The organism is Streptomyces cavernae, assembly GCF_004023625.1.
GTDB lineage: Bacteria > Actinomycetota > Actinomycetes > Streptomycetales > Streptomycetaceae > Streptomyces > Streptomyces cavernae.
This window is the reverse complement of the sequence record NZ_RPDJ01000008.1, coordinates 259765-283523: the sequence shown is the minus strand read 5'-3', so window position 1 is coordinate 283523 and position 23759 is coordinate 259765. Positions and strand designations below refer to the sequence as shown.

Sequence of the window (23759 nt, the reverse complement as noted above, 5' to 3'; positions counted from 1 at the left end):
GATTGTCCGAGCCTATAGGCAGGGGTCAGTTTTGTCGTTACATCGACAACTCAGCGCTCTTCCCTGGCGAGTTGGGGACGTCCAGGACGGTTCCGTCCCAGGCTGTCAGCCGCAGACCGAAGGCGAAGGCGCCCCGGTCGGCGTCCCTGCCAGGTGGCCGCACTGCCCCTCGAACAGCAACTGCAGCGCCTTGGACCCAAGGCGTTGTCGGGCCCGGGTCAGCGCCGCGCTGGTGGGAAGCTTCTGCATCCCCCAGCCCGGCAGGTGCTGCAACTGCTCCGTAAGCATTCGCAGTACGGCCCCGTACCCGGAGGTCCTGCACGGTCCGCGCTGCTGAACAGGCACAGCGCCAGGACGAAATACATCACCGCACGGGCGGGCAGGAGCCGTCGTCGCTTTTCGCGGGCTCCAGCCCGTTCGATCACTTCGTCAACGGCCTGAGGCGTGATTACCTCGGCCAGGACGCCCAGGCGTACGTGTTCGCCGAAGCGCAGCTCAGCGGGGACGGGCCGCGGAGAGGATGACTGGTCTCCGGCCAGGAAATGGTGGTTGTTGCGGGCAGGGTGCGACACTGAGCATCCAACGGAGTTCCTCGTGCGACAGAAGGATCTTGGTCGATCTCCTGTCTATGGAGAACTCCGGTTGCCGCGTGGGGCTTTCGCCGGACAACCACCCAAATCGGGGCAGAGCTCACAGAGCCAGAGCCCTTACAGACTCGCTCCCCAACCCTCGCCACCTGCGGTAACACGCTAAGTAGCCGGCATTGCGCTGACCAGCACGAATGAGGATTGTCGAGGTCCTTGTTCCTGCCACCGTCGGAGGCACTTCCCGGGTGAAGAAGCGTATCGGGTCCTATCCACGTGTCCGCGTTGAGGGCGGTGGCCACGGGGTGGTGTCCCAGGCGGGGACCGTGCTGCTGGTCGAGACCGCCCGCAAGGCTGGGCTGGACCAGGCGATATCGACGGCACTGATGCCATGGCGACGTCCGCGGGCGGTGCACGATCCGGGGAAGATCCTGCTGGACCTGGCCCTCGCGGTCGCCGTGGGCGGGGGAACTGCCTCGCGGATGTCGGGATGCTGCGGGCCGATTCGGCCGTGTTCGGACCAGTGGCCTCCTACCCGACGGTCTCCCGCCTGATCGACACCCTCGCCGCCGCGGGGTCGAAGGCGCTGTCCGCGATACGGGCCGCGCGGGCCGAAGCCCGCGAGCGTGTCTGGAACGTGGCCAAGACCGCGGCTCCGGATGTTGCAGGGCAGGTGATCGTGGACCTGGGCGGGGTGCTCGTGCTGGCTCACTCCGAGAAGCAGGACGCCACCGCGACCTGGGAGAAGACCTTCGGACACCATCCTCTGATGGGGTTCGTCGACCACGGAAGAGGTGGCAGCGGTGAGCCGGTGGCCGGACTGCTCAGGCCGGGCAACGCAGGCAGCAATACCGCCGCCGACCACATCACCACGGCTCAACTCGCCCTGGCCCAGCTGCCGAAGAAGTACCGGCGAGGGCGCCAGACGCTGATCCGCACCGACTCCGGCGGCGGCACCCACGAGTTCGTCGCCTGGCTCGCCCAGCGAGGGCGGTGGCTGTCGTACTCGGTCGGCATGACCATCACCGACGCCATCCACCAGGCCGTTCTCAAGGTCCCGACCTCCGCATGGAAGGTGGCCGTCGAGCCGGGCGGCGAGATCCGCGACGGCGCCTGGGTCGCCGAACTGTCCGGCGACTGTCTGAGGGGCTGGCCGAAGGGAATGCGGCTGATCGTCCGCGACTCACCTCCACCGACGACCCCGACCAGCAGCTCATCACCCTGACCGCCGAGCCCGGCACACCCAGCCACGACCGTCTGCGCATCCTCGCCTCGTGGGCCGCGCAAGCCGCCGACCACCCGATTGCGGGCGGCGACGTCAGGGCAGAGGCCGGCGACCGGCCAGCCGTCATCGACCTGCTGGAAGGCAGCCCCGACGAGTTGCTCCGGCGCGGTGGGCCACTGCGCCGGGGTTCTGGAACCTTTCCCTGACGCCGGCAGCCAGTGAATGAGCGCGATGCCGCCCGATCCTCACTCGGAATGACGCGCGGCGAAGAACCCCTCCACACGCCGCACGAACCACTCCGGGTCGTCGAGCCAGGGATAGTGGCCGCCGCCGGGTTGCACGGCCGGCTCGGCGGCAGGGAAGAGGGCGGCGTGGCGTCGGGCCAGGTCGGGCGTGGGTCCGCCGTCGAGTTCGCCGGCGAGGACCAGCACCGGAGCGGTGAACCGGGTGAGCGCCCGGCCTGTGGCGGGCGGATCGTACGCGCCCGGGGAGCCGTACACCTCGGCCGCCTCCTCGTTGACCTGCTCCACGTCCCCGGCCGCGTGCGCACGGGCCCGGTCGTCCCACCTCCCGTAGAAGAAGGGCGCGCTCCGGTCGAACACCTCGTCGGTCACCTGACCCCCGCCGAACAGCGCCTCCAGCGCCGGGTAGGCCTCCTCGAACCACGGCTCGGCCTTCCGCAGCCGGCCCGCTGCCAGCCGATCCTCAGGCGACGGCGTCAGTCCCACCGCCCAGGGGTTGCAGGTGATCAACGCGAGCCGCGCGACCCGCTCCGGGAACCGGGTCGCGTACAGGGTCGCGAGCGCGCCACCGGCCGAGTGCCCGAGCAGATCCATCCGCTCCAGGCCCAACTCCGCGCGCAGCGCCTCGACATCGTCGACGAGCCGGTCACAACGGTACGTCGCCGGATCCGCCGGCTCGGCCGAGTCTCCGGTCCCCCGCAGATCGAGCAGGACGAGACGGCGGTGCGCGGCGAGCCCGCCCAGATCACCGAGGTAGACGGAGGCCCGCATCGGCCCACCGGGCAACACGACCAGCGGCTCGCCCTCTCCTCGCACGTGGTAGGCCAGTTCGGTGCCGTCGGGGGCGCTGAAAGTGGGCATGCGCCCGATCCTCACGCCCCGCACCGGTCCACCGCAACCGGGTCGTTCAGGGCGCGGCGCGGCTACCCGAACTGTTCCCGCAGTTCCCGTTTGAGGATCTTGCCGCTGGCGTTGCGCGGTAGTTCCGCCACGAACAGGACCCGCTTGGGCGCCTTGAACCCGGGGAGCTTCTCGCGGGCGTGGGCGAGGAGTTGTTCCTCCGTGACCTCGCCGCGGGGGACGACCACCGCGGTCACCGCCTCGATCCAGCGGTCGTCGGGCAGGCCGATGACGGCGACCTCGGCCACCTGCTCGTGTGAGTACAGCACGTCCTCCACCTGACGCGAAGCAACCAGTACACCACCGGAGTTGATGACGTCCTTCACCCGGTCGACGACGGTGAAGTAGCCCTCCTCGTCCCGTACGGCGAGGTCCCCGGAGTGGAACCAGCCGTCGCGGAAGGCCTCCTCCGTCTCCTCCCGCTTGTCCCAGTAGCCCTCGCACAACTGCGGTGAGCGGTAGACGATTTCACCCCGCTCACCGTCGGGCACGTCCTTGCCGTTCTCGTCGACGACGCGTGCCTCGACGAACATGACGGGGCGTCCGCAGGACTCCATCCGGCCCTTGTGCTCGTAGGGTCCGAGGACCATGGCGAGCGGGCCGATCTCGCTCTGCCCGAAGCAGTTGTAGAAGGCCAGTTTGGGCAGCCGGTCCTTCAGCCGCTTCAGTACGGGCACGGGCATGATCGACGCCCCGTAGTACGCCTTGCGCAGTCCGCTGAGGTCGCGGCTGTCGAAGTCCGGCCGGTTGGACAGCCCGATCCACACGGTCGGCGGTGCGAACAGGCTGTCCGCACGGCCCGTCTCGATCAGGTCGAGGATCTCGTCGCCGTCGGGTGAGTCCAGGATGACGTTCTCCGCGCCGACCGCCAGGTACGGCAGCAGGAAGACGTGCATCTGCGCCGAGTGGTACAGCGGCAGCGAGTGCACCGGCCGGTCGCCGGCCTGCAGGTCGAGGGCGGTGATCGCGCTCAGGTACTCGTGGACCAGGGCCCGATGGGTCATCATCGCGCCCTTCGGCAGCGCGGTGGTGCCCGAGGTGTAGAGCAGTTGCGTCAGGTCCTCGCCGCGCGGCTCCTCCCCGTCGTACGGGTCCTTCCCCGGGAGGCGGGCGAGCAGCGAGTCATCGGAGTCCCGCAGGGCCAGGGTCCTCACTCCTGCCGGAAGCCGGCCCGCGAGGTCCGGATCGGTCAGGACGAGCCCGCTGCCGGACTGGTCGACGATGTACGTCAGATCGTCACCGGTCAGGTTCTGGTTGACCGGTACGTGCACCAGACCTGCGCGGGCGCAGGCGAGGAAGCCGATGAGGTAGGCGTCGGAGTTGTGGCCGTAGGCACCCACACGGTCGCCCCGCTCCAGCCCGCTGTCGAGCAGGACCCGGGCGGCGCGGGACACGGCGTCGTCCAGCTCGGCGTAGGCCCAGGCCCGGTCGCGGTAGCGGACCGCCACCCGGGCGGGGGTCCGCCGGGCGCTGCGCCTGAGCACACCGTCCACCGTGACACTGCGTCCAGCCGTCATCGACCTGCTCCTTCGTCAGCCGTTGCTGCCGCGATCCTCGTTCGGCGGCGCGAGCGGGGTCAAGCATCGCGGGTCCGTGGCGGACCGCGCGTTCCCGCGTGGCCGGCGGCTTGGCCGATCATGAAAGACCTGACGGCGGTGGCATGGCCCCGCCTCCCCGGGACGAGAGGCGGGGCCACCCGTCACACCGGCCGCGTACGCCCCTCCCAGTACGGCTCCCGGAGTCGCCTCTTGTACAGCTTGCCGTTCGGGTCGCGTGGCATGGCGTCGATGAAGTCGACGCTCTTCGGCCGTTTGTACCCGGCGAGTTGGCGCTCGCAGTGGGCGAGGATCTCGGCCGCCAGCGACTCGCCGGGCTCGAAGCCGGGGGCGGGTTCGACGACCGCCTTGACCTCCTCGCCCCAGTCGTCGTGCGGGATCCCGAAGGCGGCGGCGTCGGCGACGGCGGGGTGGGTGAGGAGGGCCGACTCGATCTCGGCGGGGTAGATGTTCACGCCGCCCGAGATGATCAGGTCGATCTTGCGGTCGCGGAGGAAGAGGTAGCCGTCCTCGTCGAGGCAGCCGAGGTCGCCGACGGTGAAGAAGTCGCCGATGCGGTTGTTCCGCGTCTTGGTCTCGTCCTTGTGGTACGAGAACCCGCCCGTGCTCATCTTCATGTAGACGGTGCCCAGTTCACCCGGCGGCAGCCGGTTGCCGTCGTCGTCGAAGACGGCGAGTTCGCTGATCGGCCAGGCCTTGCCGACCGTGCCGGGCTTCTTCAGCCAGTCCTCCGCGGTGGCGAAGGCACCGCCGCCCTCACTCGCGGCGTAATACTCCTCGACGCAGTTCCCCCACCAGTCGATCATGGCGCGTTTGACGTGGTCGGGGCAGGGCGCTGCGCCGTGGATGGCGTGCCGCATGGACGAGACGTCGTAGCGCGCCCTCACCTCGTCGGGCAGCGCGAGGAGGCGGTGGAACTGGGTGGGGACCATATGGGTGTGGGTGCAGCGGTAGGTGTCGATCAGCCGGAGCATCTCCTCGGGTGTCCACTTGTCCATCAGCACCAGTCGGTGACCGATGTGCAGGGACGCGCCCGCGAACTGCAGCACGGCCGTGTGGTACAGCGGCGAGCACACCAGGTGCACGTTGCCGTCGAAGGGCTTGATGCCGAAGATGCCGAGGAACCCGCCGAGGTAGGCCTCCTCGGGGAGCTTTCCGGGCAGCGGGCGGCGGATACCGCGCGGGCGGCCGGTGGTGCCCGAGGTGTAGTTCATGACCCAGCCGAGTTCACGGCCCTCGGGCGCTGACTCGGGCTGTCCGTCGAGGAGTTGCGCGTAGGGGCGGAAGCCCGTGATCTCGCCGACCGCGTACCGGTGGGTGTCCGGGAGCTTCGCCTCGTCGGCGGCGTGCCGGGCGGCGTCCGCGTAGCGTTCGTGGGCGATGAGGACCTTGGCGCCGGAGTCGGAGACGATCCAGGCGATCTCGGGGCCGACGAGGTGGTGGTTGACGGGGACGAGGTAGAGGCCGGCCTGGGTCGCGGCGAGGTGGGCGACGAAGAACTCGACGCCGTTGGGGAGGACCACGGCGAAGGAGTCGCCGCGCCGGAGTCCGGCGGCGCGCAGCCCGTGGACGAGCTGGTTGGCCGCGGCGTGCAGACGTCCGGCGGTCCACTGTTCGCCGTCGGGTGCGATGAGGGCGGTGCGGTCGGGGTCCGCGGTGGCCTGGGCCCAGAAGCCCGGGGGCGGCTGGCTCACTGGCTGCTCCTTCCGGTCGCTGACTGGTCGGTCCTTCCGGTCACTGACCGTCCTTTCCGGCGATCCGGTTGATGCGGTCGACGGCCCGCTCGAAGCCTTTGGTGAGGTCGTCGAAGACGGCCTGGACGCTGCGTTCGCTGTTCATCCGGCCGACGATCTGCCCGACCGGTGTGCCGAGAAGTGGCTCCACCTCGTACTTCTGGATCCGGGATACCGCCTCGGCGACGAGCAGGCCCTGCAGGGGCATGGGCAGGGTTCCGGGTCCGTCGGGGTCGTCCCAGGCGTCGGTCCACTCGGTGCGGAGCTGGCGGGCGGGTTTGCCGGTCAGGGCGCGTGAGCGGACGGTGTCCCCGGAGCCCGCGGCGAGCAGCTTCTGGATCAGCCTCGGCGAGGGGAGTTCGGCCTCCGTGGTGGTCAGCCAGATCGAGCCGAGCCAGACGCCCTGTGCGCCGAGGGCGAGCGCGGCGGCCACCTGCTGTCCGCTGCCGATCCCGCCGGCTGCCAGCACCGGCAACGGGTCGACGGCGTCGACGACTTCGGGGGTGAGGACCATGGAGGCGATCTCGCCGGTGTGGCCGCCCGCCTCGTAGCCCTGGGCGACGACGATGTCGATGCCCGCCTCGGCGTGCTTGCGGGCATGCCGGGCGCTGCCCGCCAGCGCGGCCACCAGGACGTCCTGGTCGTGGGCGCGCTGGATGACGTCGGCGGGCGGTGAGCCCAGCGCGTTGGCGAGCAGTCTGATGGGGTAGTCGAAGGCGACGTCGAGCTGGGTGCGGGCGACCTCCTCCATCCAGCCGGTGATGCGCCATCCCGACGCCTCGCCCTCGGCCAGTTCGGGCACCCCGTACTTGGCCAGGGTGTCTTTGACGTACTGGCGGTGGGCCTCGGGGATCATCGCCTCGACGTCGGACACGGTGACGCCCTCGACCTTCTTGGCGGGCATCACCACGTCGAGGCCGTAAGGCCGTCCGTCGACGTGCGCCTCGACCCAGTCGAGGTCGCGCTTGAGGTCGTCGGGGGCCGTGTAGCGGACCGCGCCGAGCACACCGAACCCACCGGCCCGGCTGATGGCCGCGGCGACGGCGGGGAACGGCGTGAAGCCGAAGATGGCGTGCTCGACTCCCAGTTTCTTGCTCAGCTCCGTCTGCATGGGCGCAGGATGCCGCAGTCGTCCGGACGACGGAAGACTTTTTCTGATGCATCGTCAGATTCCTGGTCGGTCCAGCGGCGGTCCGGCGGAGTGCCCGGCACGGTTGACACGCACCCCGGTTGACACGGATGTTTCATCCCGCACGGCGAACCGGGAAAGATACTTTCAGGCGGCGCGGCGGGAGGCTCCTCGATGACCGACATCGCAACGGGCGACACCACGGGCGGGCCGGGCGGCCGTCACCCCGAAGAACGCCGACCGGAAGAACGTCCACCGGAAGAAAGCCGGCCGGGAAGACGCCAACTGGGTAGACGCCGACTGGGAAGAGCGTTACTGGCCTTGGGGGGCGCGCTGACCATCGCACCCTTCCCCGCCGGACCGGCGGCGGCCCGCCCCACGGGCGGGGGTCACCCCACACTGCGGCACGGCTCCCCCGAACGCGCCGGCCTGCTCGCCGGGCATCTGCGGCAACTGGTCACCGACGCCGAGGCGTTCCTCGGCCCCTCCCCCAAGCACCCCTGGTACGCGGGTGCCGTACTGCTCGCCGGGCGCGGCGGCACGGTGGCGCTGCACCAGCCGATCGGCACGGCGGTGCGCTACCGCGCGTACGACGAGAAGACCGACACCGGCCTGGAGTTCCCGGCCGGCGACCAGATCGCGGCCTCCCGGGACACAGTCTTCGACCTGGCCTCCGTCTCCAAGCTCTTCACGTCGATCCTGGCCGTGCAGCAATTGGAGCGCGGACGGCTCGAGCTGGAGGGGAAGGTCTCCTCCCACCTCCCCGAGTTCGGGACGGCCGGCAAGCAGGACATCACCATCCGTCAGCTCCTCACCCACACTTCGGGATTGCGCGCCTGGATCCCGCTCTACAACGCTCCGACGTACGAGGAGAAGCTCCGGCTCATCTGGAACGAGAAGCCCGTCAGCCCGCCCGGCACTGCCTACCTGTACTCCGACCTCAACCTGATCTCGCTCCAGCTCGTCCTGGAAGAGATCACCGGCCGCCCGCTGGACTCGCTGCTCCACGACGAGATCACCGCTCCCCTCGGGATGCACAGCACCCGCTACAACCCGCCCGTCTCGTGGAAGCCGCGGATCGCGGCGACGGAGGACGCCCGCCCGCCGTGGTCCGGGCTGCGGCGAGGTCTGGTGTGGGGCGAGGTGCACGACGAGAACGCTTTCAGCCTCGGCGGTGTGGCGGGCCACGCGGGCGTCTTCTCCGGCGCCTGGGACCTGGCGGTGCTCGGCCGCACGCTGCTCAACGGCGGCGCGTACGGCAGGGCCCGCATCCTCGGGCCCGAGTCGGTGCGGCTGATGTTCACCGACTTCAACACCGCTTTCCCGGGCGACGAGCACGGCCTCGGCTTCGAGCTCCACCAGCACTGGTACATGGGCGCCATGGCCACCCCGCGCACCGCCGGCCACACGGGCTTCACCGGCACCTCGATGGTCCTCGACCCGACGACCGACTCCTTCCTGATCCTGCTCGGCAACTCCGTCCACCCCGTACGTACGTGGCGGTCCGGCTCCGCACCCCGGGTCGCCGCCGCGAACAACCTCGCCCGCGCCGTCCCCGTCCGCCCCGCACGCGGACGCACCGCCTGGTTCTCCGGCATGGCGGGCGCCACCTCCGCCACGCTGACCCTCCCCGCCCTGGACATCACCGGCGACCGGGCCCGGTTGCGCTGCGCCCTGTGGTGGGACATCGAACCGCAGTCGGACGCGCTCTTCCTGGAGGCGTCGACGGACGGCGCGACCTGGCGGCCGGTCCCGTTCACGACCGCGCACGACGGCGAGGAGCCCGCGGAGCACCCGGCGGGTACGGTCACGGGCTGGTCCGGCCGGGTCTGGCACCGGGTGAGCGCCGACCTCACCCCGGCGGACGGACTGCGGCTGCGCTGGCGGTACACGACGGACCGGTCGTACGTGGGCCGGGGCGGGTACGTGGACGGGCTCCAAGTCCGCGACGGCGGCCGGATCGTCTTCGACGAGGCACGTCCGGCCGACTCCGCACGCATCGAGGCGTCGGGCTGGACACCGTCCGCGGACTGACGCCCCCGCCCATCTGCGACCGACCGGCCTCACCCCGCCCGCCTCCAACCGGCTTCGCCCGCCCACCTCCAACCGGCTTCGCCCCGTCCACGTCCCGCAGGCTTCGTCCGACCCACATCGACTTTGACTGACCATTCGGTCAGATATCTGACCGAGCGGTTAGGATGTGCCACGGACGGACGCCGTCGCGTGTTACGAAGTGACTGACGGAGCAAGGGGGAGGGCGTGGGCGTGGAGCGGACGACGTGTTGCGTGGTGGGCGGCGGGCCGGCCGGGATGATGCTGGGGCTGCTGCTGGCCAGGGCCGGTGTCGAGGTGACCGTGCTGGAGAAGCACGGCGACTTCCTGCGGGACTTCCGCGGTGACACCGTCCATCCCTCGACGCTCAGGCTGCTGGACGAGCTCGGTCTCGCCGAGCGGTTCGCGCGGCTGCCGTTCCACAAGCTTCAGGACATGCGCATCGACATCGACGGCGTGAGCGTGACCGTGGGGCATCTGCGGAACATCCCCGGCCGCCACAAGTACGTGGCGATGGTCCCGCAGTGGGACTTCCTCGATCTGCTGGCGGGCGCGGCGGCCGAGGAGCCGTCCTTCACCCTGCGGATGCGGACCGGGGCGACCGGTCTGCTCACCGACGCCTCGGGCCGCGTGACGGGGGTGCGCTACACCGACGAGCACGGCAGGCACGGCGAGTTGGCGGCGGACCTCACCGTGGCCTGTGACGGCCGGGACTCACGGGTGCGCGCGGCGGCGGGACTGACCCCCCGGTACTTCGAGGTGCCGATGGACGTCTGGCAGGTCCGCGTCCCCGCCCGCGATCCGCTGAAGGCGGGCCGGGTCTCCCTGACCGTGCGCGACGGACAGTTCGCGGCCACGCTGGACCGCGGCGACTACTACCAGACCTCCTATCTGATCGAGAAGGGCACGGACGACAAGCTCCGCGCCAACGGCATCGAGTGGTTCCGCGACCGGCTCGGCGAACTGCTCGGGTTCGACCGTGAGGCGCTGGGCGCGATCGGCTCCTGGGACGACGTGAAGCTTCTGGAGGTCACCATGGGGCGGCTGCGCCGCTGGTACCGGGAGGGACTGCTGTGCATCGGGGACGCGGCGCACATCATGTCGCCGATCGGGGGCGTCGGGGTCAATCTCGCGGTGCAGGACGCGGTGGCCGCGGCGCGGGTGCTCGCCGGTCCGCTGCGCGCGGGGACGGTCGGCGTCCGGGACCTGGCCCGGGTGCAGCGACGGCGTAACCTCCCCGCGGCCCTCACCCAGAGGTCCCAGCACGCCGAGCACGAGATGCTGCTGCGGCCCGGCCTCGCGGGCACCCTGCGCGGCGACCGGCTGCCGCTGCCCCTGCGGCTGGTCCGGCGGGTCCCCGCCCTGCACACGGTCACCGGCTACATCGGAGGGGTCGGGATACTTCCCGAGCACGCCCCCGCCTTCGCCCGTCGCTGAGCCCCGGTTCACCGTCCGGCCGGCCGTCGGAACGGGCCGGACACCATGACTTCATGGACCCCGTCGGCCCTTGTAGTGTCTGGTATGTGACTTCCGTCCGGCCAGGAGGCTGATGATGTCCGATCCCATCCCGCCGGCCGAGTGGGAGGCGCGTGTCGGTTCCGGGAACGACGAGGACCGGGGCCCCGTGTTCCCTCCTCGTCCTGACGTCGTCGAGGTGACGGAAACGGAACCCGCGGGGAGCGCCGAAGGCACCGTTGGATCCGAAGGCACCGTTGGACACCAGGGGCTGCCGGGCCCCGAGCAGGAGCGGTCCGAACGGACCGCTCCTGCGATGCTCCCTCCGGAGGGCCGGCGGCGGCCGATGTGGCGTCGTCCCGCCGGTCAGCGGGACGACAAGGGTGAGCCGACCGGCGCGGGCGGCTGAGGAACTGCCTGTGGCTGGATCTTTCCACCTGTGGTCGGAAGATCCAGCGGTCATACGGTGTCCTGGGTGTGGGTCAGGGCTCGACCGCGATCGCGTGCGCGATCAGGTCCGGCAGTGACCGCCCGCCGCCTGCGGCGTTCGGTCCGCCGGCCATTCCCCAGTTCTCCGCGCTCTGCTCGGCGATCACTCGTGGGAAGCCTTCTCCCGACCACCAGCCGAAGTAGGGGCCGCCCGACTGGCCACGCTGGATGTCGTTGCGGTGCATGATCCTCAGCCCGCTTCGGCCGCCGCTGGTCTCGGACACCGTGCTGTCCATGATGCCGTTCGCCGTGTAGACCGGCCGAAGGCTCGAGCCGATGTCGAACGGGTAGCCGATGTGCGCCCAGTACGCTCCGCCGTTCCAACCCGGCGCGTACTCGCGTGATCCCATCCACCCGGTGGTGTTGCCGATGGTGTGGTTCAGCACGCAGACCGCGTAGTCGAACGCCGCCTCGTTGGACGAGATCCCGTCCGATGCCACCACTCGCTGCCAGAAGTAGACGCGAGTGACGTAGGCGGATCCGAAGGGCGTGCTGGTGTCGTACTGCATCGGGGTGAAGGTGATCCAGTCCGACCCGCCTCCCGGGAGCCAGGGGATGGCGTGGCTGGCGGTGACCATGTGACGGCGTCCCACCATGACGCCCGAGGCGGAGCCCCCCGGAGTGGCGACGCGGCCGCAGGTACGCCACGGGTAGGCAGTGTCGAAGATGACGGTGCGGGTGTCCGGTGGGTAGACCGTGGACGGCTCACCCACCTCGTCCTGCGTTCCGGAGACGCGACGCCACATGGCCGGCCTGGCGCCCTCCGGCCGCAAGAGGTTCGGTACCGGGCGCAGCGGTGCGTCGTCGGGACGGTGGCCGTCGTGCTCGGCCGGACCGTCGGCTCGTGCGGTCAGTTCGGCCTCAGCCACCTCGACCACTTCGGGTCGCGGCGGGAACTCGTGGGCGGTTTCGGGTACTTCGCGGACTGAGGGATCCAGGTGTGGACGCCACTCTTCCGGAGGGATCGGTGCGGACATGTCGGCTCTCTCCTACTCGGTCGCTTCGCCTGGGCGTTCGCGTGAGCTGAAGGCGCACCATGGTCTGTCATGTGCTCCGGCTGGGGACGCACATGAGCAGACCGGGGCCGTTGATATGACAGTGCGGCAACAACCCCACCACCTGGGGCTTTTCACGACGCCGTCACGCTTACGAGAGGAGTTGTACGAAGGCCCGATCGGACGGGGAGACGCGCGCTGTTCGAGTCGCGAACCGAGCGGCGGCCAAGAGGCGGGTGACGGTCACCCGCCCGCCCGCACTCATCTCGAACGCGGTCGGCACGGACGGTAGTTCACCGAGCGGCCGATCGAAGACGCTGTCCGTCCACAGTGGACGACAGAGGACTACAAAAGAAAAAGGCAAGGAGGTTACGCGCTCCTTGCCACTCTCAACATATAGCTCACAGGGGGCCTTGCGGCAAGGCCCCGGTGGTGCCGCAGAATCACTCGTCCAAGCCAGGACCTGCGGAGATGAGGGTTGTTTTGATTGACGTGATCGTCGTCGGCGGTGGACCGACCGGGCTGATGCTGGCCAGTGAGTTACGGCTGCACAGTGTGCACACGGTCGTGCTGGAGAAGTTGACCGAGCCGACCGGGCAGTCCCGCGGACAGGGCCTGCACGCGCGCAGCGTCGAGATGATGGACCAGCGCGGTCTGCTGGACCGATTCCTCGCGGTCAGTGAGAAGTTCCAGGTCGGCGGCCTTTTCGGTGGCATCATCAAGCCGTGGCCGGACCGGTTGGACACGGCGCACCCGTACGGTGTCGCCACCCCGCAGCCGGTCACCGAGCGGCTGCTCAACGAGCGTGCCCTCGAACTCGGTGCCGAGATCCGGCGCGGCTGCGAAGTGGTGGGGCTGAGCCAGGACGAGAACGGGGTGACGGCTCAACTGGCGGACGGCACGCACCTGCGCTCGCGCTACCTCGTCGGCTGCGACGGCGGCCGCAGTCCGGTGCGCAAGCTGATCGGCGTCGGCTTCCCCGGTGAGCCCTCCAAGGTCGAGACACTGCTGGGTGAGATGGAGCTGACCGAGGATCCGGCGGCGATTGCGGCCGTCGTCGAGGAAGTCCGCAAGTCCCAACTGAGGTTCGGCGCCATCCCCCTCGAGGACGGCGTGTACCGCGTCGGCGTGCCCGCCGACGGGGTGGCCGAGGACCGCACGGCCCCGACGACGCTCGAGGAGTTCAAGCAGCAGCTGCGGGCCGTCGCGGGCACCGACTTCGGCGCGCACTCGCCGCGCTGGCTGTCCCGGTTCGGCGACGCCACCCGGCAGGCCGAGCGCTACCGGGTCGGCCGGGTGCTGCTGGCCGGCGACGCGGCGCACATTCACCCGCCGACCGGTGGGCAGGGCCTCAACCTCGGCGTGCAGGATGCGTTCAACCTCGGCTGGAAGCTGGCCGCCGAGGTGAACGGCTGGGCGCCGGAGGGTCTCCTTGACAGCTACCACACCGAACGGCACCCGGTGGCCGCCCGCGTGCTGGAGAACACCCGCGCACAGATCACGCTGCTCGGGACCGATCCCGGCGCGACCGCTCTGCGGGAACTGCTCTCGAAGCTGATGGACTTCGAGGAGGTGAACCGGTACGTGACCGAGATGATCACCGCGGTCGGGGTCCGCTACGACTTCGGCGAGGGCCATGAACTGCTCGGCCTGCGGATGCGGGACGTGCAGCTGAAGCGGGGTCGTCTCTACGAGCTGATGCACGGCGGCCGCGGGCTGCTGCTCGACCAGACCGGCCGGCTCTCGGTGGCGGGCTGGGCCGATCGGGTCGACCACGTCGTCGACGTCAGCGAGGAACTGGACGCGCCCGCGGTGCTGCTGCGGCCGGACGGCCATGTGGCGTGGGTGGGCGATGACCAGCAGGAGCTGCTCGGCCGACTGCCGAAGTGGTTCGGCGCTGCCGTCGACTGAGCGCGCGGCTGCCCCGGGGTCCCGAAGGGGTGGGGCTGCCGGCCCTGCCGATGACAGCGCGGCCAGCTCGATCGAGATCCTGAAGCAGCCGACGACAGCGCGACCGACTCGATCGAGATCCTGAAGCAGCCGACGGCCTAGGTCCTGTCGTCAAATGTGCGGCGAGTGGGGGTCCCCCTGCTCGAAGAGCTTGGGGGAGCGTGCCGGGCGTCGCGAGGCAGACGGGAATTTGACGACAGGGCCTAGCGGCGCTCGACGGCGAGGAGGGTGAACGTCTCAAGTTCGTCCGCCGCCGCGTCCAGGTCGAGTTCGGGGTGGGCGAGCCAGTGCGCGATCACACCGTCGATCGCGCCACCGATCGCCAGCGAGACGAACTGCGTGTCGAAGTCCCGGAAGTGGCCTGATTGCTGACCTTCCGTCAGGAGCGCGGCAAGGGCGTTCCAGCGTCCGCCGGTGTCATGGCCGCCGGGCGCCTTGAGCCGCGTGCCGCCGTCGTCGTCCAGCAGCATCTCGGTGATCACCCGGACATGGCTCCGGTTGGCCTGCTGATAGCCGATCAGCGCCCGCACATAGGCGATCAGGGCGGCCCGTGGGTCGGGCTGTTTCTCGGTCCGCTCCGTGACGTAGGCGCTGAACCGCTCCACCACGTACTGGAACGTGGCCCGGGCGAGGTTGTCCTTGGAGGAGAAGTGATAGAGGACCGCGGCCTTGGAGATACCCGCGGCCTCGGCGATGGCCGCGAGGGACGTCGCCGGGTACCCCTTCGTCGCGATCTGGTCGATCGTGCTCTCGATGATCTGCCGGCGGCGGGCCTGCTCGGTGAAGGTGGGGGTGCCGCCCCCACGACGTGGAGTCATCGACGGCGAGCCTATCCCAGCGGCTGATCTTCGAGGACGGCCATGGCGGCGTTGTGACCGGGGATGCCGCTCACACCGCCGCCGCGCACGGCGCCCGCGCCGCACAGCAGGATGTTCGGGTGCGTGGTCTCCACTCCCCAGCGGCCGGTGCCCTCCTGGACATGGGGGAAGGCGAGGTCGCGGTGGAAGATGTTGCCGCCCGGCAGCCTGAGGTCGCGTTCCAGGTCGAGCGGTGACTTGGCCTCGATACACGGTCGCCCCTCCGCGTCGGTGGCCAGACAGTCCGCGATCGGTTCGGCGAGGTGGGCGTCGAGCTGGGCCAGGGTGGACAGCAACAGCTCTTCACGGACAACGTCGTTGTCGTGGGCGAAGAGTCGCGCGGGGGTGTGCAGACCGAACAGGGTCAGGGTCTGGTAGCCGCGCTCGACGAGGTGCGGGGCGAGGATGGTGGGGTCGGTGAGCGAGTGGCAGTAGATCTCGGAGGGCGGCGCCGCGGGGAGCGCGCCCGAGGCGGCCTGGGCGTGCGCGGTCGCCAACTGCTCGTAGCCCTCGGCGATGTGGAAGGTCCCCGCGAACGCCTCTCGCGGATCGACGGAGGTGTCGCGCAGCCGGGGCAGCCGCTCGATCAGCATGTTCACCTTGAGCTGGGCGCCCTCGGCCGGGGCGGGCGGGGTGTCGCCGGTGAGCGCGGCGAGCTCCTGGGGCGAGGCGTTCACCAGGACGTGCCGGGCGGCCACCGTGCCGTCGGTGTCCTCGGTGCGGTAGGCCACCTCGGCGGACCGTCCGTCGGTCTCGACGCGTACGGCCTCGTGGCCGGTGACGATCTCCGCGCCGGCGGCGCGCGCCGCCGAGGCCAGTGCGTCGGTGAACGCGCCCATGCCTCCGACGGGCACGTCCCAGGCGCCGGTGCCGCCGCCGATGACGTGGTAGAGGAAGCAGCGGTTCTGCCGCAGCGAAGGGTCGTGGGCGTCGGCGAAGGTGCCGATCAGCGCGTCGGTGAGGACGACTCCCCGGACGAGGTCGTCGGTGAAAGTCCGCTCGATCGCCGCGCCGATCGGTTCCTCGAAGAGGGTGCGCCAGGCGTCCTCGTCGTCGATCGTGCGGCGCAGTTCGTCCCGGGTGGGCAGAGGCTCGGTCAGGGTCGGGAACACGCGCTGCGCTACACGTCCGGTCATGGCGTAGAAGCGCTGCCAGGCGTCGTACTCGCGGTCGGAGCCGGTCAGCCGGGCGAACGCCTCACGGGTGCGCCGCTCCCCGCCGCCGACGAGCAGTCCGGTCGGGCGGCCGGCGCGTTCGACGGGGGTGTACGAGGAGACGGTGCGGGTGCGGACCCGGAAGTCGAGGCCGAGATCCCGGACGATCTTCTTCGGCAGCAGGCTGACCAGGTACGAATAGCGCGACAGCCGGGCGTCGACCCCGGCGAAGGGGCGGGTGGAGACGGCGGCGCCGCCGGTGCTCCCGAGCCGTTCCAGCACCAGCACGGACCGCCCGGCGCGGGCGAGATAGGCGGCGGCGACCAGTCCGTTGTGACCGCCGCCGACGATCACGGCGTCATAGGCCTCGTGTGCGGGTCCCTCGTTCGCAGGCTTCGCAGACATGCTTCTTCGTAACACGTGGTGATCTAGCTCGGCCAGGGGTCGAGCCACGTGGCGGTGAGCTGCCTGACGGCGGGGTGGTCCGGGGAGGGGCCCCCTGCGGTGGCCATCCGGCAGGGGCCGCCCGGCCGTGGTCATCCGGCCGTGGCCCCGGAGGGGGCCGGCGGGCGCGGCGGCCCGCGGGCGGCGGCGGGCGCTGCGGCGGGGCGATCAGCGCACCCGCGCCGTACAGCCCCTGCACGAGCCGGCGGATCCGGCGGATCCGGCGGCCGTGCCTCAGTGGCCGCCCGACGCCCGCTGCTGGCGCAGTGCCGCCACCCTCCGGTACAGCTCCACCGCCTCCGCGCCCCGGCCGAGCTGTTCCAGGCAGTGCGCCTCGTCGTTGCGGCTGGCGAGGGCGTCGGGATGGTCGGCGCCCAGGACCCGCTCGCGGGCCGAGGCGACCCGGCGGTACTCGCTGAGCGCGTCCGCCCAGCGGCCGAGCCAGCCTAGGCCGACGGCGACCTCACGGCGGCTGACCAGCGTGTCGGGGTGGTCCGGGCCGAGGACCCGTTCCCGGATGGCACAGACGTCGCGCGACTCCGCGAGCGCCTCCTCCCAGCGCCCCTGCCTGCCGAGGTTGACCCCCAACCCGTGCCGCGCGCGCAGGGTCTCGGGATGGGCGGGGCCGTCCACCCGGGTGCGGTCGTCGATGAGTGCCCGGTACAACTCCAGGGCCTCGGCGCTGCGTCCGAGCCGGCCGAGGCTGATGCCGACCTCGTAGCGTGCCGCGAGGGTGTCCGGATGGTCGGGGCCGAGCGCCTGGGCCCGCGACTGGGCGACCTCCTGGTAGGTCTCCAGGGCCTCCGTCCAGCGGCCCAGCTGGCCCAGGGCGTAGGCGACCTCGTAGCGCGTGACGAGCGTGTCCGGGTGGTTCGGGCCGAGGACGCGGGCGCGGGCCGCGGCCACGTCGCAGGCCATCCGGTACGAGTCCTCCAGCCGGCCGAGGCGGGAGAGGTTGAAGGCGAGGTTGTGGCGGCAGCGCAGGGTGTCGGGATGGTCCGCGCCCATCGCGCGCTCCCGGGCGGCGAGCACGGAGGTGTACACCTGGTGGGCCTCGAAGTGGCGGCCCAACTGGCCGAGGACGTACGCCATCTCCTGGCGGGCGGCGAGCGTGTCGGCGTGTTCGGGACCGAGGATCCGCTCCCGCGCCTGGGCCACGTGGGTGTACTCGCGCAGCGCGTCGGCGGGTCGGCCGGTGCGGCTGAGGGTGAAGCCGACCTCGTAGCGGCTGGCGAGGGTGTCGGGGTGGTCGGGGCCGAGGGCGTGCTCACGCTCGGCGGCGACCGCGCGGTGCACCTCGCCCGCCTCGCTCCAGCGGCCGAGCCGGCCCAGGCTGAGGCCCGCGTTGTGCCGCCCGGCCAGGGTGGTCAGTAGCTCCGGCGCCGGCGTGGGCCGTTCGGTGCGGACCGGTTCCGCCGTGCGGTCACGGACGGTCCAGTCGCCGGTGAGGCCCGCCGCGGCGTCCGGCGGGGTGGTGCGCAGTCCGGCCCCGGTGGCCTTGTGGCCGGTGGTCATGCCGCGCGTCCAGGAGGGCAGCCGCGGCTCCCCGGACGGCGGCGGGACGGAAGGGGCCACGACGGTGGGGACGTAGCCGGGTGCGGTACGGCCCGCTGCGATGCGCCGGGCCAGGTCCCGGGCGTCGTCCGGCCGTGCCTCGGGTTCCTTGGCCAGCAGGTCGAGCACGATCCGGTCGAAGTACTCGGGCAGTTCGGGCCGGTGGGTGCGCGGCGGCTCCGGCTCGGTGTCGCGGTGTCCGACGAGCACCGCCCAGGCGTCGTCGAGGTCGAACGGCGGCGCCCCGGTGGCGATCTCGTAGAGCACGCAGCCGAAGGAGTACAGATCGCTGCGCTGGTCGACGGGCCCGCCGCTGATCTGCTCGGGCGACATGTAATGCGGGGTGCCCATGGCGATGCCGGTACCGGTCAGCCGGGTGGTGAAGCCGATGTCGTGGCCGAGTCGCGCTATCCCGAAGTCACAGATCTTCACCGTGCCGTCGCTGAGCCGCATGATGTTGGCCGGCTTCAGATCGCGGTGCACGATGCCCTGGCGGTGGGTGTAGTCGAGGGCGGCGGCGACCTGGTCGGCGATCTCCACGACCTCCGCCACCGGCAGCGGGTGCCCCTTGGCGTCCTCGATGAGCTGGCTGAGGTTGCGGCCGTCGAGCAGTTCCATCACCAGATAGAGCACGCCGTCGGACTCGCCGAAGTCGTGCACCACGGTCACGCCGCGGTGCTGCAGCGCGGCGGCGACTCTCGCCTCCCTGCGGAAGCGCTCCCGCAGGACGCCGGTGAAGGCCTGGTCCCGCTGCGGCCCGAGGGGTTTCAGGCACTTCACGGCGACCTGCCGTCCCAGTGACTCGTCCCGCGCACGCCATACCTCGCCCATGCCACCGCGCCCGATCAGATCGAGCAGCCGGTACCGGCCCTGGATCAGCCTGGTGTCCGCCATGTCGTGCCGCAACCCCCGTCGTCGCCTCGCCCCGCGCCCTCCCCTGGCCCGTCCAGTATGGCGAGCCCTCGGTCGACTTTGTACGGGGCCGGGCGGGAGCCGGGTCCGAGCCGTGACATGGCGCGGATAATGTGTTTGGGCGGCAATTGCCAGCGGACACGTTCCGGAACGCAGCGCAACACGGCACCCGCGGCCCTCAGTTGACGGGCCACGCGGTCCTGCGGCGGAACGCTCCTGCCGTACAGGTCATGGGCGTAAGGCGGCAGGGCGGCGTAGGCCAGGTGGGCCACGCGCCGCCACAGCAGTTCACGCGCCGGGATCAGGGGCCAGGGTGCGGGCGGGTGCTGCAGGAAGTCGTCGACCTCTCGTGCCTCGTCCCCGGCGGCCAGTTCGGGCCGCACCTTCTCGAAGTAGGCGGCGAGTTCCTCCCGGGAGGCGGGTACGTCGGCGGGATCGAGGCCCACCAGGCGGGCGGCGACACGGTGTTCGTCGATGTAGCGGTCGGCCGCGGCGTCGGATAGCGGGTAGCCGGAGCGGCGGAGGACCTGGACATATGAGTCGATCTCGGCGCAGTGGACCCAGAGCAACAACTCGGGTTCGTCGACCGGATAGCGCTCCCCCGTGGCCGGATCCGTCGCCTTCAGCATGCTGTGGATCTTGCGTATCCGGGCGCCCGCCTTCTCTGCCGCCTCGCTGGTGCCGTAGGTGATGGTGCCGACGAAGTTGGCCGTGCGCATCAGCCGGCCCCAGGCGTCGTTGCGGAAGTCGGAGTTCTGCAGCACGCCGCGGACCGCGCGCGGGTGCAGGGCCTGCAGGTAGAGCGCGCGCACCCCCGCGACCCACATCATCGGGTCGCCGTGCACCTGCCAGGTCACCGAGGAAGGGCCGAAGAGGCCGGGGTCCGCGTCCACCCGGTCAGTGTGACCGCGCCCGGCACACCCAGCAAGACCCGGCCGCCCCGGGCCCGCAGAGCGCCCGTCACCCCGTACAGCGCGGCCGTCCAGCAGTCACGGCGGGCTTCGTTCGGCGGTCGCCCAGCCCTCACCCAGCGGGCGCCGCCCAGCCTTCACGCAACGGTCCTCGCCCAGCCCTCTCACAGCGATCCTCGCCCAGCCCTCCCACAGCGGGCAGCGTCTCCTCAGCTCTCGGCCGCCGCCTCCGGAGGCATGTTGAACGGCGTCACCACCTGGATCGGCGACGGCAGGTGCGGGCCCTCGTCCGGCAGTGCTCCGTGGGCTCGCATCACCGTTTGGCAGGCGCGCCGCATGTCCTGGCGGAGGTCATGGTGGAGTACCGCGGAGATGCGGCGTTCACGCAGCAGGCGGGTGTTGTCCTGGTCGAGGTCGTGCGCGATGAAGACGGCCGGCTCACGGCCGAGGGTCTTGAAGGCGTCCAGGGTCGCGGCGTTGCCGCCGCCGATGGAGTAGACGGCGCCGATGTCCGGGTCCCGGTCCAGCGCGGCCAGGACGAGGTCGCGCTGGGATGCGTCCAGGCCGTCGCTGTCGGTGACCTCGACCAGGGTCCGCTCGGGCCGGGCGGTGCGCAGCGCGCTGCGGAAGCCCATCTCGCGTTCCTCCTCGTTGCGGAAGGAGCCCCGGCTGATGGTGACCAGGACGTGGCCGGGCCGGTCGCCCAGCCACTGGCCGAGCAGATAGGCAGCCGTCGCTCCGGCGGCCCGGTTGTCGATGCCGACGTACGCCGAGCGCTGACTGGCGGGCAGATCCGTCACCAGGGTGACCACCGGGATCCCGGCCGCGACCAGCCGGCTGACGGCGGCGGTGACCTCGGGCAGGTCCGGTGCCTTGAGGATCACCCCCTGCGAGCCGCGCCGCGCGATGCGGTCCAGGATCCCGACCAGTTCCGCGGGCGGGCAGGCCTCACGGAAGTGGAACCGGGAGCGGACCACCGCCGGGTGCAGGGAGGGCAGTTCGGCCTCCAGGGCGTCCCGCACCGCGGAGGAGAACCGGGCCGGCGTCTGCATCACGATGTCGATCATGAAGGTGCGTCCGCCGATGCGGACCTGGGTCCGCTGCCGGTCCAGGTCCTTGATCGCCTGGTGCACCTCGCGGACCGTGCTTTCCCGGACACCACCGCGCTGGTTGAGGACACGGTCCACGGTGGCCTGGCTCAGGCCGGCCTGGCGGGCGATCTCGCGGATCGGATACGGATGTCCCATGGCTGTTCCCCGGACGTCGGTGACGGATCACCACCATTGTCGATGATGGTTTTTTGATGTGTTTCTGCGCATTGAATGATGGCCCGGTCTTCATAAGACTGACGGAGACGACGTCACTGGGAAAGGACCCTGCCTTGTCTCTCACCGCGGCGGCACCGGGGTTTTGGCTGAGCGAGGACGACTGCGACCTCGGCGCTTTCCGTGAACTGGTCGGCCGCCGCACCGATCCGTGTGATCACCCGCTGGCCGAGGGCGTCGAGCACAACGTCCCGCTCTACGACGGGAACCGGCTGCGGTCGGCCGACCCGGTGGCGTTGCGGTCGGAGTGGGCGCACGCCCTCCTGGACGGCCCCGGCATCGTGGTGATCAAGGGCGCGTTCCCGGACCTCGACGTGGTGGACCGAGCCACGGCCGTCTTCACCGCGCTGATCGAGGAGGAGCGGGCGGCGGGCACCTCCCGGGGGGACCACTTCGCGAAGCCCGGCGCCAACGACCGGGTGTGGAACGCGCTGGACAAGATGGCGGTGCGGGACCCGGAGACGTTCGCCGACTACTACGGCAACGACCTGCTGGCGCTGGTCGCCGAGGCCTGGCTGGGCCCGGGGTACCAGATCACCTCGCAGGTCAACCAGGTCAACCCGGGCGGCGCGGCACAGCGTGCGCACCGTGACTACCATCTCGGTTTCCTCTCCCAGGAGCGCGCGGCGGCCTACCCGGCGCACGTCCACCGCCTCTCCCCCGTGCTGACACTGCAGGGCGCGGTGGCGCACTGCGACATGCCCGTGGAGTCCGGCCCGACGCTGTACCTGCCGCACTCGCAGAAGTACGAGCCCGGCTATCTGGCGTGGCGGCGGCCGGAGTTCATCGCGTACTTCGACGAGCACCACGTCCAGCTGCCGCTGGAGAAGGGCGACGCGGTGTTCTTCAACCCCGCCCTCTTCCACGCCGCCGGGCACAACCGCTCCGCGGACATCAGGCGCATGGCGAACCTGCTGCAGATCTCCTCCGCCTTCGGCCGGGCGATGGAGACCGTCGACCGGCAGAGCGTGTCGAACGCGGTCTTCCCGGTGCTGCTGCGCCGCAGGGCCGAGGGCGCCGCCGAGGGCTGGCTGCGCCGGGTGGTCGCCGCCGCCGCGGACGGCTATCCCTTCCCCACCAACCTGGACCTGGACCCGCCGGTCGACGGGCTGGCGCCGCCGTCCCAGGCGGACACCGTGTGGCGTGCCGTGGCCGAGGGCTGGACCCCGGAGACGTTGCGCCGGGAACTGCAGGCCGGCGCCGCGCGCCGCCAGATCTGAAAGGGACGCCGCAAACTCATGGGACCACTCCTTCAGGACAAGGTCGTCCTCGTCAACGGCGGCAGCCAGGGGGTCGGCGCGGGAATCGTCCGCGCCGCGGTACGCGAAGGGGCGCATGTCGTCCTCACCGGACGGCGGATCGAGATCGGGGAGAAGTTCGCCGCGGACACCGGCACCACCTTCGTACGGGCCGACCTGCGTGACCCGGAACAGGCGCGCGGCAGCGTCGAGAACGTCGTCGACCACTACGGCCGGATCGACTGCCTGGTGAACGCGGCCGGCCTCACCTCACGGGGCACGCTGGTGGACACCACGCCCGAACTCTTCGACGAGCACATCGCCGTCAATCTGCGGGCGCCGTTCTTCGCGATGCAGGCGGCGGTGCGGGACATGCTGGACCGGGAGGCGCCGGGCACCGTCGTCAACATCATCACGTCCTCCTCCCACGGCGGGCAGCCGTTCCTCGCGCCGTACGTCTCAGCGAAGGCCGGACTCGCCGGGCTGACCCGCAACGCCGCCCACGCGCACCGCTGGGACCGGATCCGGATCAACGGTCTCAACATCGGCTGGACCGACACCGAGGGCGAGGACGCGATCCAGCGCGCCTTCCACGGCGCCGGGGACGACTGGCGGGAGAAGGCCGCCGAGAGCGCGCCGATGGGCAAGCTCGGGCAGGTGGACGAGATCGCCGACTTCGTCGTCTTCCTGCTCTCCGACCGCAGTGGTGTGGTGACCGGCTCGGTGATCGACTGGGACCAGATCGTCCTGGGCGGACTCGACTGACCCACACTCGTTCGACCCGCATCCCCGCCCGGCTGACCCAGGCTCGTTCGACCCACTGTCCCCCGCCCGGCTGACGCACTCTCGCTCGACTCGCCCCCGACCCAGCTCGACCGACGCACTCTCGTTCGACCCACTCCACCCCCGCTCGACTGACGCACTCTCGCTCGACCCACTGTCCCCCGCCCGGCTGAAGCACTCTCGTCGGGCTCGTCCACCCCCGCCCGGCTCACGCACTCGTTCGACCCGCTCAACCCGGCCCCTCCGGCTCACCCCGGTTCGGCCGGCCCGA

General features: G+C 70.9%; 16 protein-coding genes and 2 pseudogenes. 6 read left to right on the top strand and 12 right to left on the bottom strand.

Annotation, left to right across the window (positions count from 1 at the left end; genetic code table 11):
* Window positions 1-105 precede the first annotated feature (105 nt).
* A complete protein-coding gene (locus EF387_RS50065; protein ID WP_420802603.1) occupies window positions 106-345 on the bottom strand; it encodes a transposase domain-containing protein in 240 nt (79 codons plus the stop codon).
* Window positions 345-572, bottom strand: a pseudogene (locus EF387_RS50060) (transposase domain-containing protein); the annotation flags it as partial. The gene EF387_RS50065 and the pseudogene EF387_RS50060, both read right to left, overlap by 1 nt.
* Window positions 573-832: 260 nt before the next feature.
* On the opposite strand from EF387_RS50060, the pseudogene EF387_RS21485 reads away from it, so the two are divergent.
* Window positions 833-1776: pseudogene (locus EF387_RS21485) on the top strand (IS1380 family transposase); the annotation flags it as partial.
* A gap of 278 nt (window positions 1777-2054) precedes the next feature.
* On the opposite strand, the gene EF387_RS21475 reads toward EF387_RS21485, so the two are convergent.
* The 4 genes from EF387_RS21475 to EF387_RS21460 form a co-directional block, all read right to left on the bottom strand.
* On the bottom strand, window positions 2055-2912 hold the full coding sequence (locus EF387_RS21475) for an alpha/beta fold hydrolase (RefSeq protein WP_128378209.1): 858 nt from the start codon (window positions 2910-2912) through the stop codon (window positions 2055-2057).
* A 62-nt stretch (window positions 2913-2974) separates the two neighbouring features.
* Window positions 2975-4468 carry an acyl-CoA synthetase gene (locus EF387_RS21470; protein ID WP_128378208.1) on the bottom strand — a complete coding sequence of 498 codons (1494 nt, stop codon included), beginning with the start codon at window positions 4466-4468 and terminating at the stop codon, window positions 2975-2977.
* Between the two features lie 182 nt (window positions 4469-4650).
* Window positions 4651-6201, bottom strand: a complete 1551-nt coding sequence (locus tag EF387_RS21465) for an acyl-CoA synthetase (RefSeq protein WP_128378207.1) — start codon at window positions 6199-6201, stop codon at window positions 4651-4653.
* A gap of 40 nt (window positions 6202-6241) precedes the next feature.
* Window positions 6242-7351, bottom strand: coding sequence for an NAD(P)H-dependent flavin oxidoreductase (locus tag EF387_RS21460; RefSeq protein ID WP_128378206.1), 1110 nt, complete (start codon window positions 7349-7351; stop codon window positions 6242-6244).
* Between the two features lie 192 nt (window positions 7352-7543).
* Here EF387_RS21460 and EF387_RS21455 point away from each other — a divergent pair, with 192 nt between their 5' ends.
* Entirely contained in the window at window positions 7544-9403 is a 1860-nt protein-coding gene (locus tag EF387_RS21455) for a serine hydrolase domain-containing protein (protein ID WP_128378205.1), read from the top strand.
* Window positions 9404-9634: 231 nt separating this feature from the next.
* Window positions 9635-10858, top strand: a complete 1224-nt coding sequence (locus EF387_RS21450) for an FAD-dependent oxidoreductase (RefSeq protein WP_128378204.1) — start codon at window positions 9635-9637, stop codon at window positions 10856-10858.
* Window positions 10859-11358: 500 nt separating this feature from the next.
* Here EF387_RS21450 and EF387_RS21445 read toward each other — a convergent pair whose 3' ends face one another.
* Complete coding sequence (locus EF387_RS21445; RefSeq protein ID WP_128378203.1) at window positions 11359-12342, bottom strand: trypsin-like serine peptidase; 984 nt, start codon at window positions 12340-12342, stop codon at window positions 11359-11361.
* Between the two features lie 501 nt (window positions 12343-12843).
* On the opposite strand from EF387_RS21445, the gene rox reads away from it, so the two are divergent.
* Window positions 12844-14271 carry a rifampin monooxygenase gene (gene rox / locus EF387_RS21440; protein ID WP_128378298.1) on the top strand — a complete coding sequence of 476 codons (1428 nt, stop codon included), beginning with the start codon at window positions 12844-12846 and terminating at the stop codon, window positions 14269-14271.
* 242 nt (window positions 14272-14513) lie between these two features.
* On the opposite strand, the gene EF387_RS21435 is transcribed toward rox, so the two are convergent.
* The 5 genes from EF387_RS21435 to EF387_RS21415 all read right to left on the bottom strand — a co-directional run bounded on the left by EF387_RS21435 (window position 14514) and on the right by EF387_RS21415 (window position 21389).
* The gene (locus EF387_RS21435; RefSeq protein WP_128378202.1) at window positions 14514-15128 is read right to left on the bottom strand and encodes a TetR/AcrR family transcriptional regulator; all 615 of its coding nucleotides are present in this window, start codon (window positions 15126-15128) and stop codon (window positions 14514-14516) included.
* 11 nt (window positions 15129-15139) lie between these two features.
* Window positions 15140-16726: a phytoene desaturase family protein gene (locus EF387_RS21430; protein WP_128378201.1), complete on the bottom strand. Its 1587-nt coding sequence runs from the start codon at window positions 16724-16726 to the stop codon at window positions 15140-15142.
* Window positions 16727-16999: 273 nt separating this feature from the next.
* A complete protein-coding gene (locus EF387_RS21425; protein WP_128378200.1) occupies window positions 17000-19213 on the bottom strand; it encodes a serine/threonine-protein kinase in 2214 nt (737 codons plus the stop codon).
* Window positions 19195-20124 carry an oxygenase MpaB family protein gene (locus EF387_RS21420; protein WP_274388952.1) on the bottom strand — a complete coding sequence of 310 codons (930 nt, stop codon included), beginning with the start codon at window positions 20122-20124 and terminating at the stop codon, window positions 19195-19197. Before EF387_RS21420 ends, EF387_RS21425 begins: the two co-directional genes overlap by 19 nt.
* A 227-nt stretch (window positions 20125-20351) precedes the next feature.
* Window positions 20352-21389, bottom strand: coding sequence for a LacI family DNA-binding transcriptional regulator (locus EF387_RS21415; protein WP_128378199.1), 1038 nt, complete (start codon window positions 21387-21389; stop codon window positions 20352-20354).
* Window positions 21390-21523: 134 nt separating this feature from the next.
* Here EF387_RS21415 and EF387_RS21410 point away from each other — a divergent pair, with 134 nt between their 5' ends.
* Both EF387_RS21410 and EF387_RS21405 read left to right on the top strand, forming a co-directional pair.
* A complete protein-coding gene (locus EF387_RS21410) occupies window positions 21524-22687 on the top strand; it encodes a phytanoyl-CoA dioxygenase family protein (RefSeq protein ID WP_238431619.1) in 1164 nt (387 codons plus the stop codon).
* 18 nt (window positions 22688-22705) lie between these two features.
* Complete coding sequence (locus EF387_RS21405) at window positions 22706-23470, top strand: SDR family oxidoreductase (protein ID WP_128378197.1); 765 nt, start codon at window positions 22706-22708, stop codon at window positions 23468-23470.
* Window positions 23471-23759 lie beyond the last annotated feature (289 nt).

Coding starts and splice junctions, on each gene's coding strand:
- EF387_RS21415 (WP_128378199.1), bottom strand. CDS start 21,389: ATGGGACATCCGTATCCGATCCGCGAGATCGCCCGCCAGGCCGGCCTG.
- EF387_RS21425 (WP_128378200.1), bottom strand. CDS start 19,213: ATGGCGGACACCAGGCTGATCCAGGGCCGGTACCGGCTGCTCGATCTG.
- EF387_RS21445 (WP_128378203.1), bottom strand. CDS start 12,342: ATGTCCGCACCGATCCCTCCGGAAGAGTGGCGTCCACACCTGGATCCC.
- EF387_RS21405 (WP_128378197.1), top strand. CDS start 22,706: ATGGGACCACTCCTTCAGGACAAGGTCGTCCTCGTCAACGGCGGCAGC.
- EF387_RS21475 (WP_128378209.1), bottom strand. CDS start 2,912: ATGCCCACTTTCAGCGCCCCCGACGGCACCGAACTGGCCTACCACGTG.
- EF387_RS21430 (WP_128378201.1), bottom strand. CDS start 16,726: ATGTCTGCGAAGCCTGCGAACGAGGGACCCGCACACGAGGCCTATGAC.
- EF387_RS21470 (WP_128378208.1), bottom strand. CDS start 4,468: ATGACGGCTGGACGCAGTGTCACGGTGGACGGTGTGCTCAGGCGCAGC.
- EF387_RS21435 (WP_128378202.1), bottom strand. CDS start 15,128: ATGACTCCACGTCGTGGGGGCGGCACCCCCACCTTCACCGAGCAGGCC.
- EF387_RS21460 (WP_128378206.1), bottom strand. CDS start 7,351: ATGCAGACGGAGCTGAGCAAGAAACTGGGAGTCGAGCACGCCATCTTC.
- EF387_RS21455 (WP_128378205.1), top strand. CDS start 7,544: ATGACCGACATCGCAACGGGCGACACCACGGGCGGGCCGGGCGGCCGT.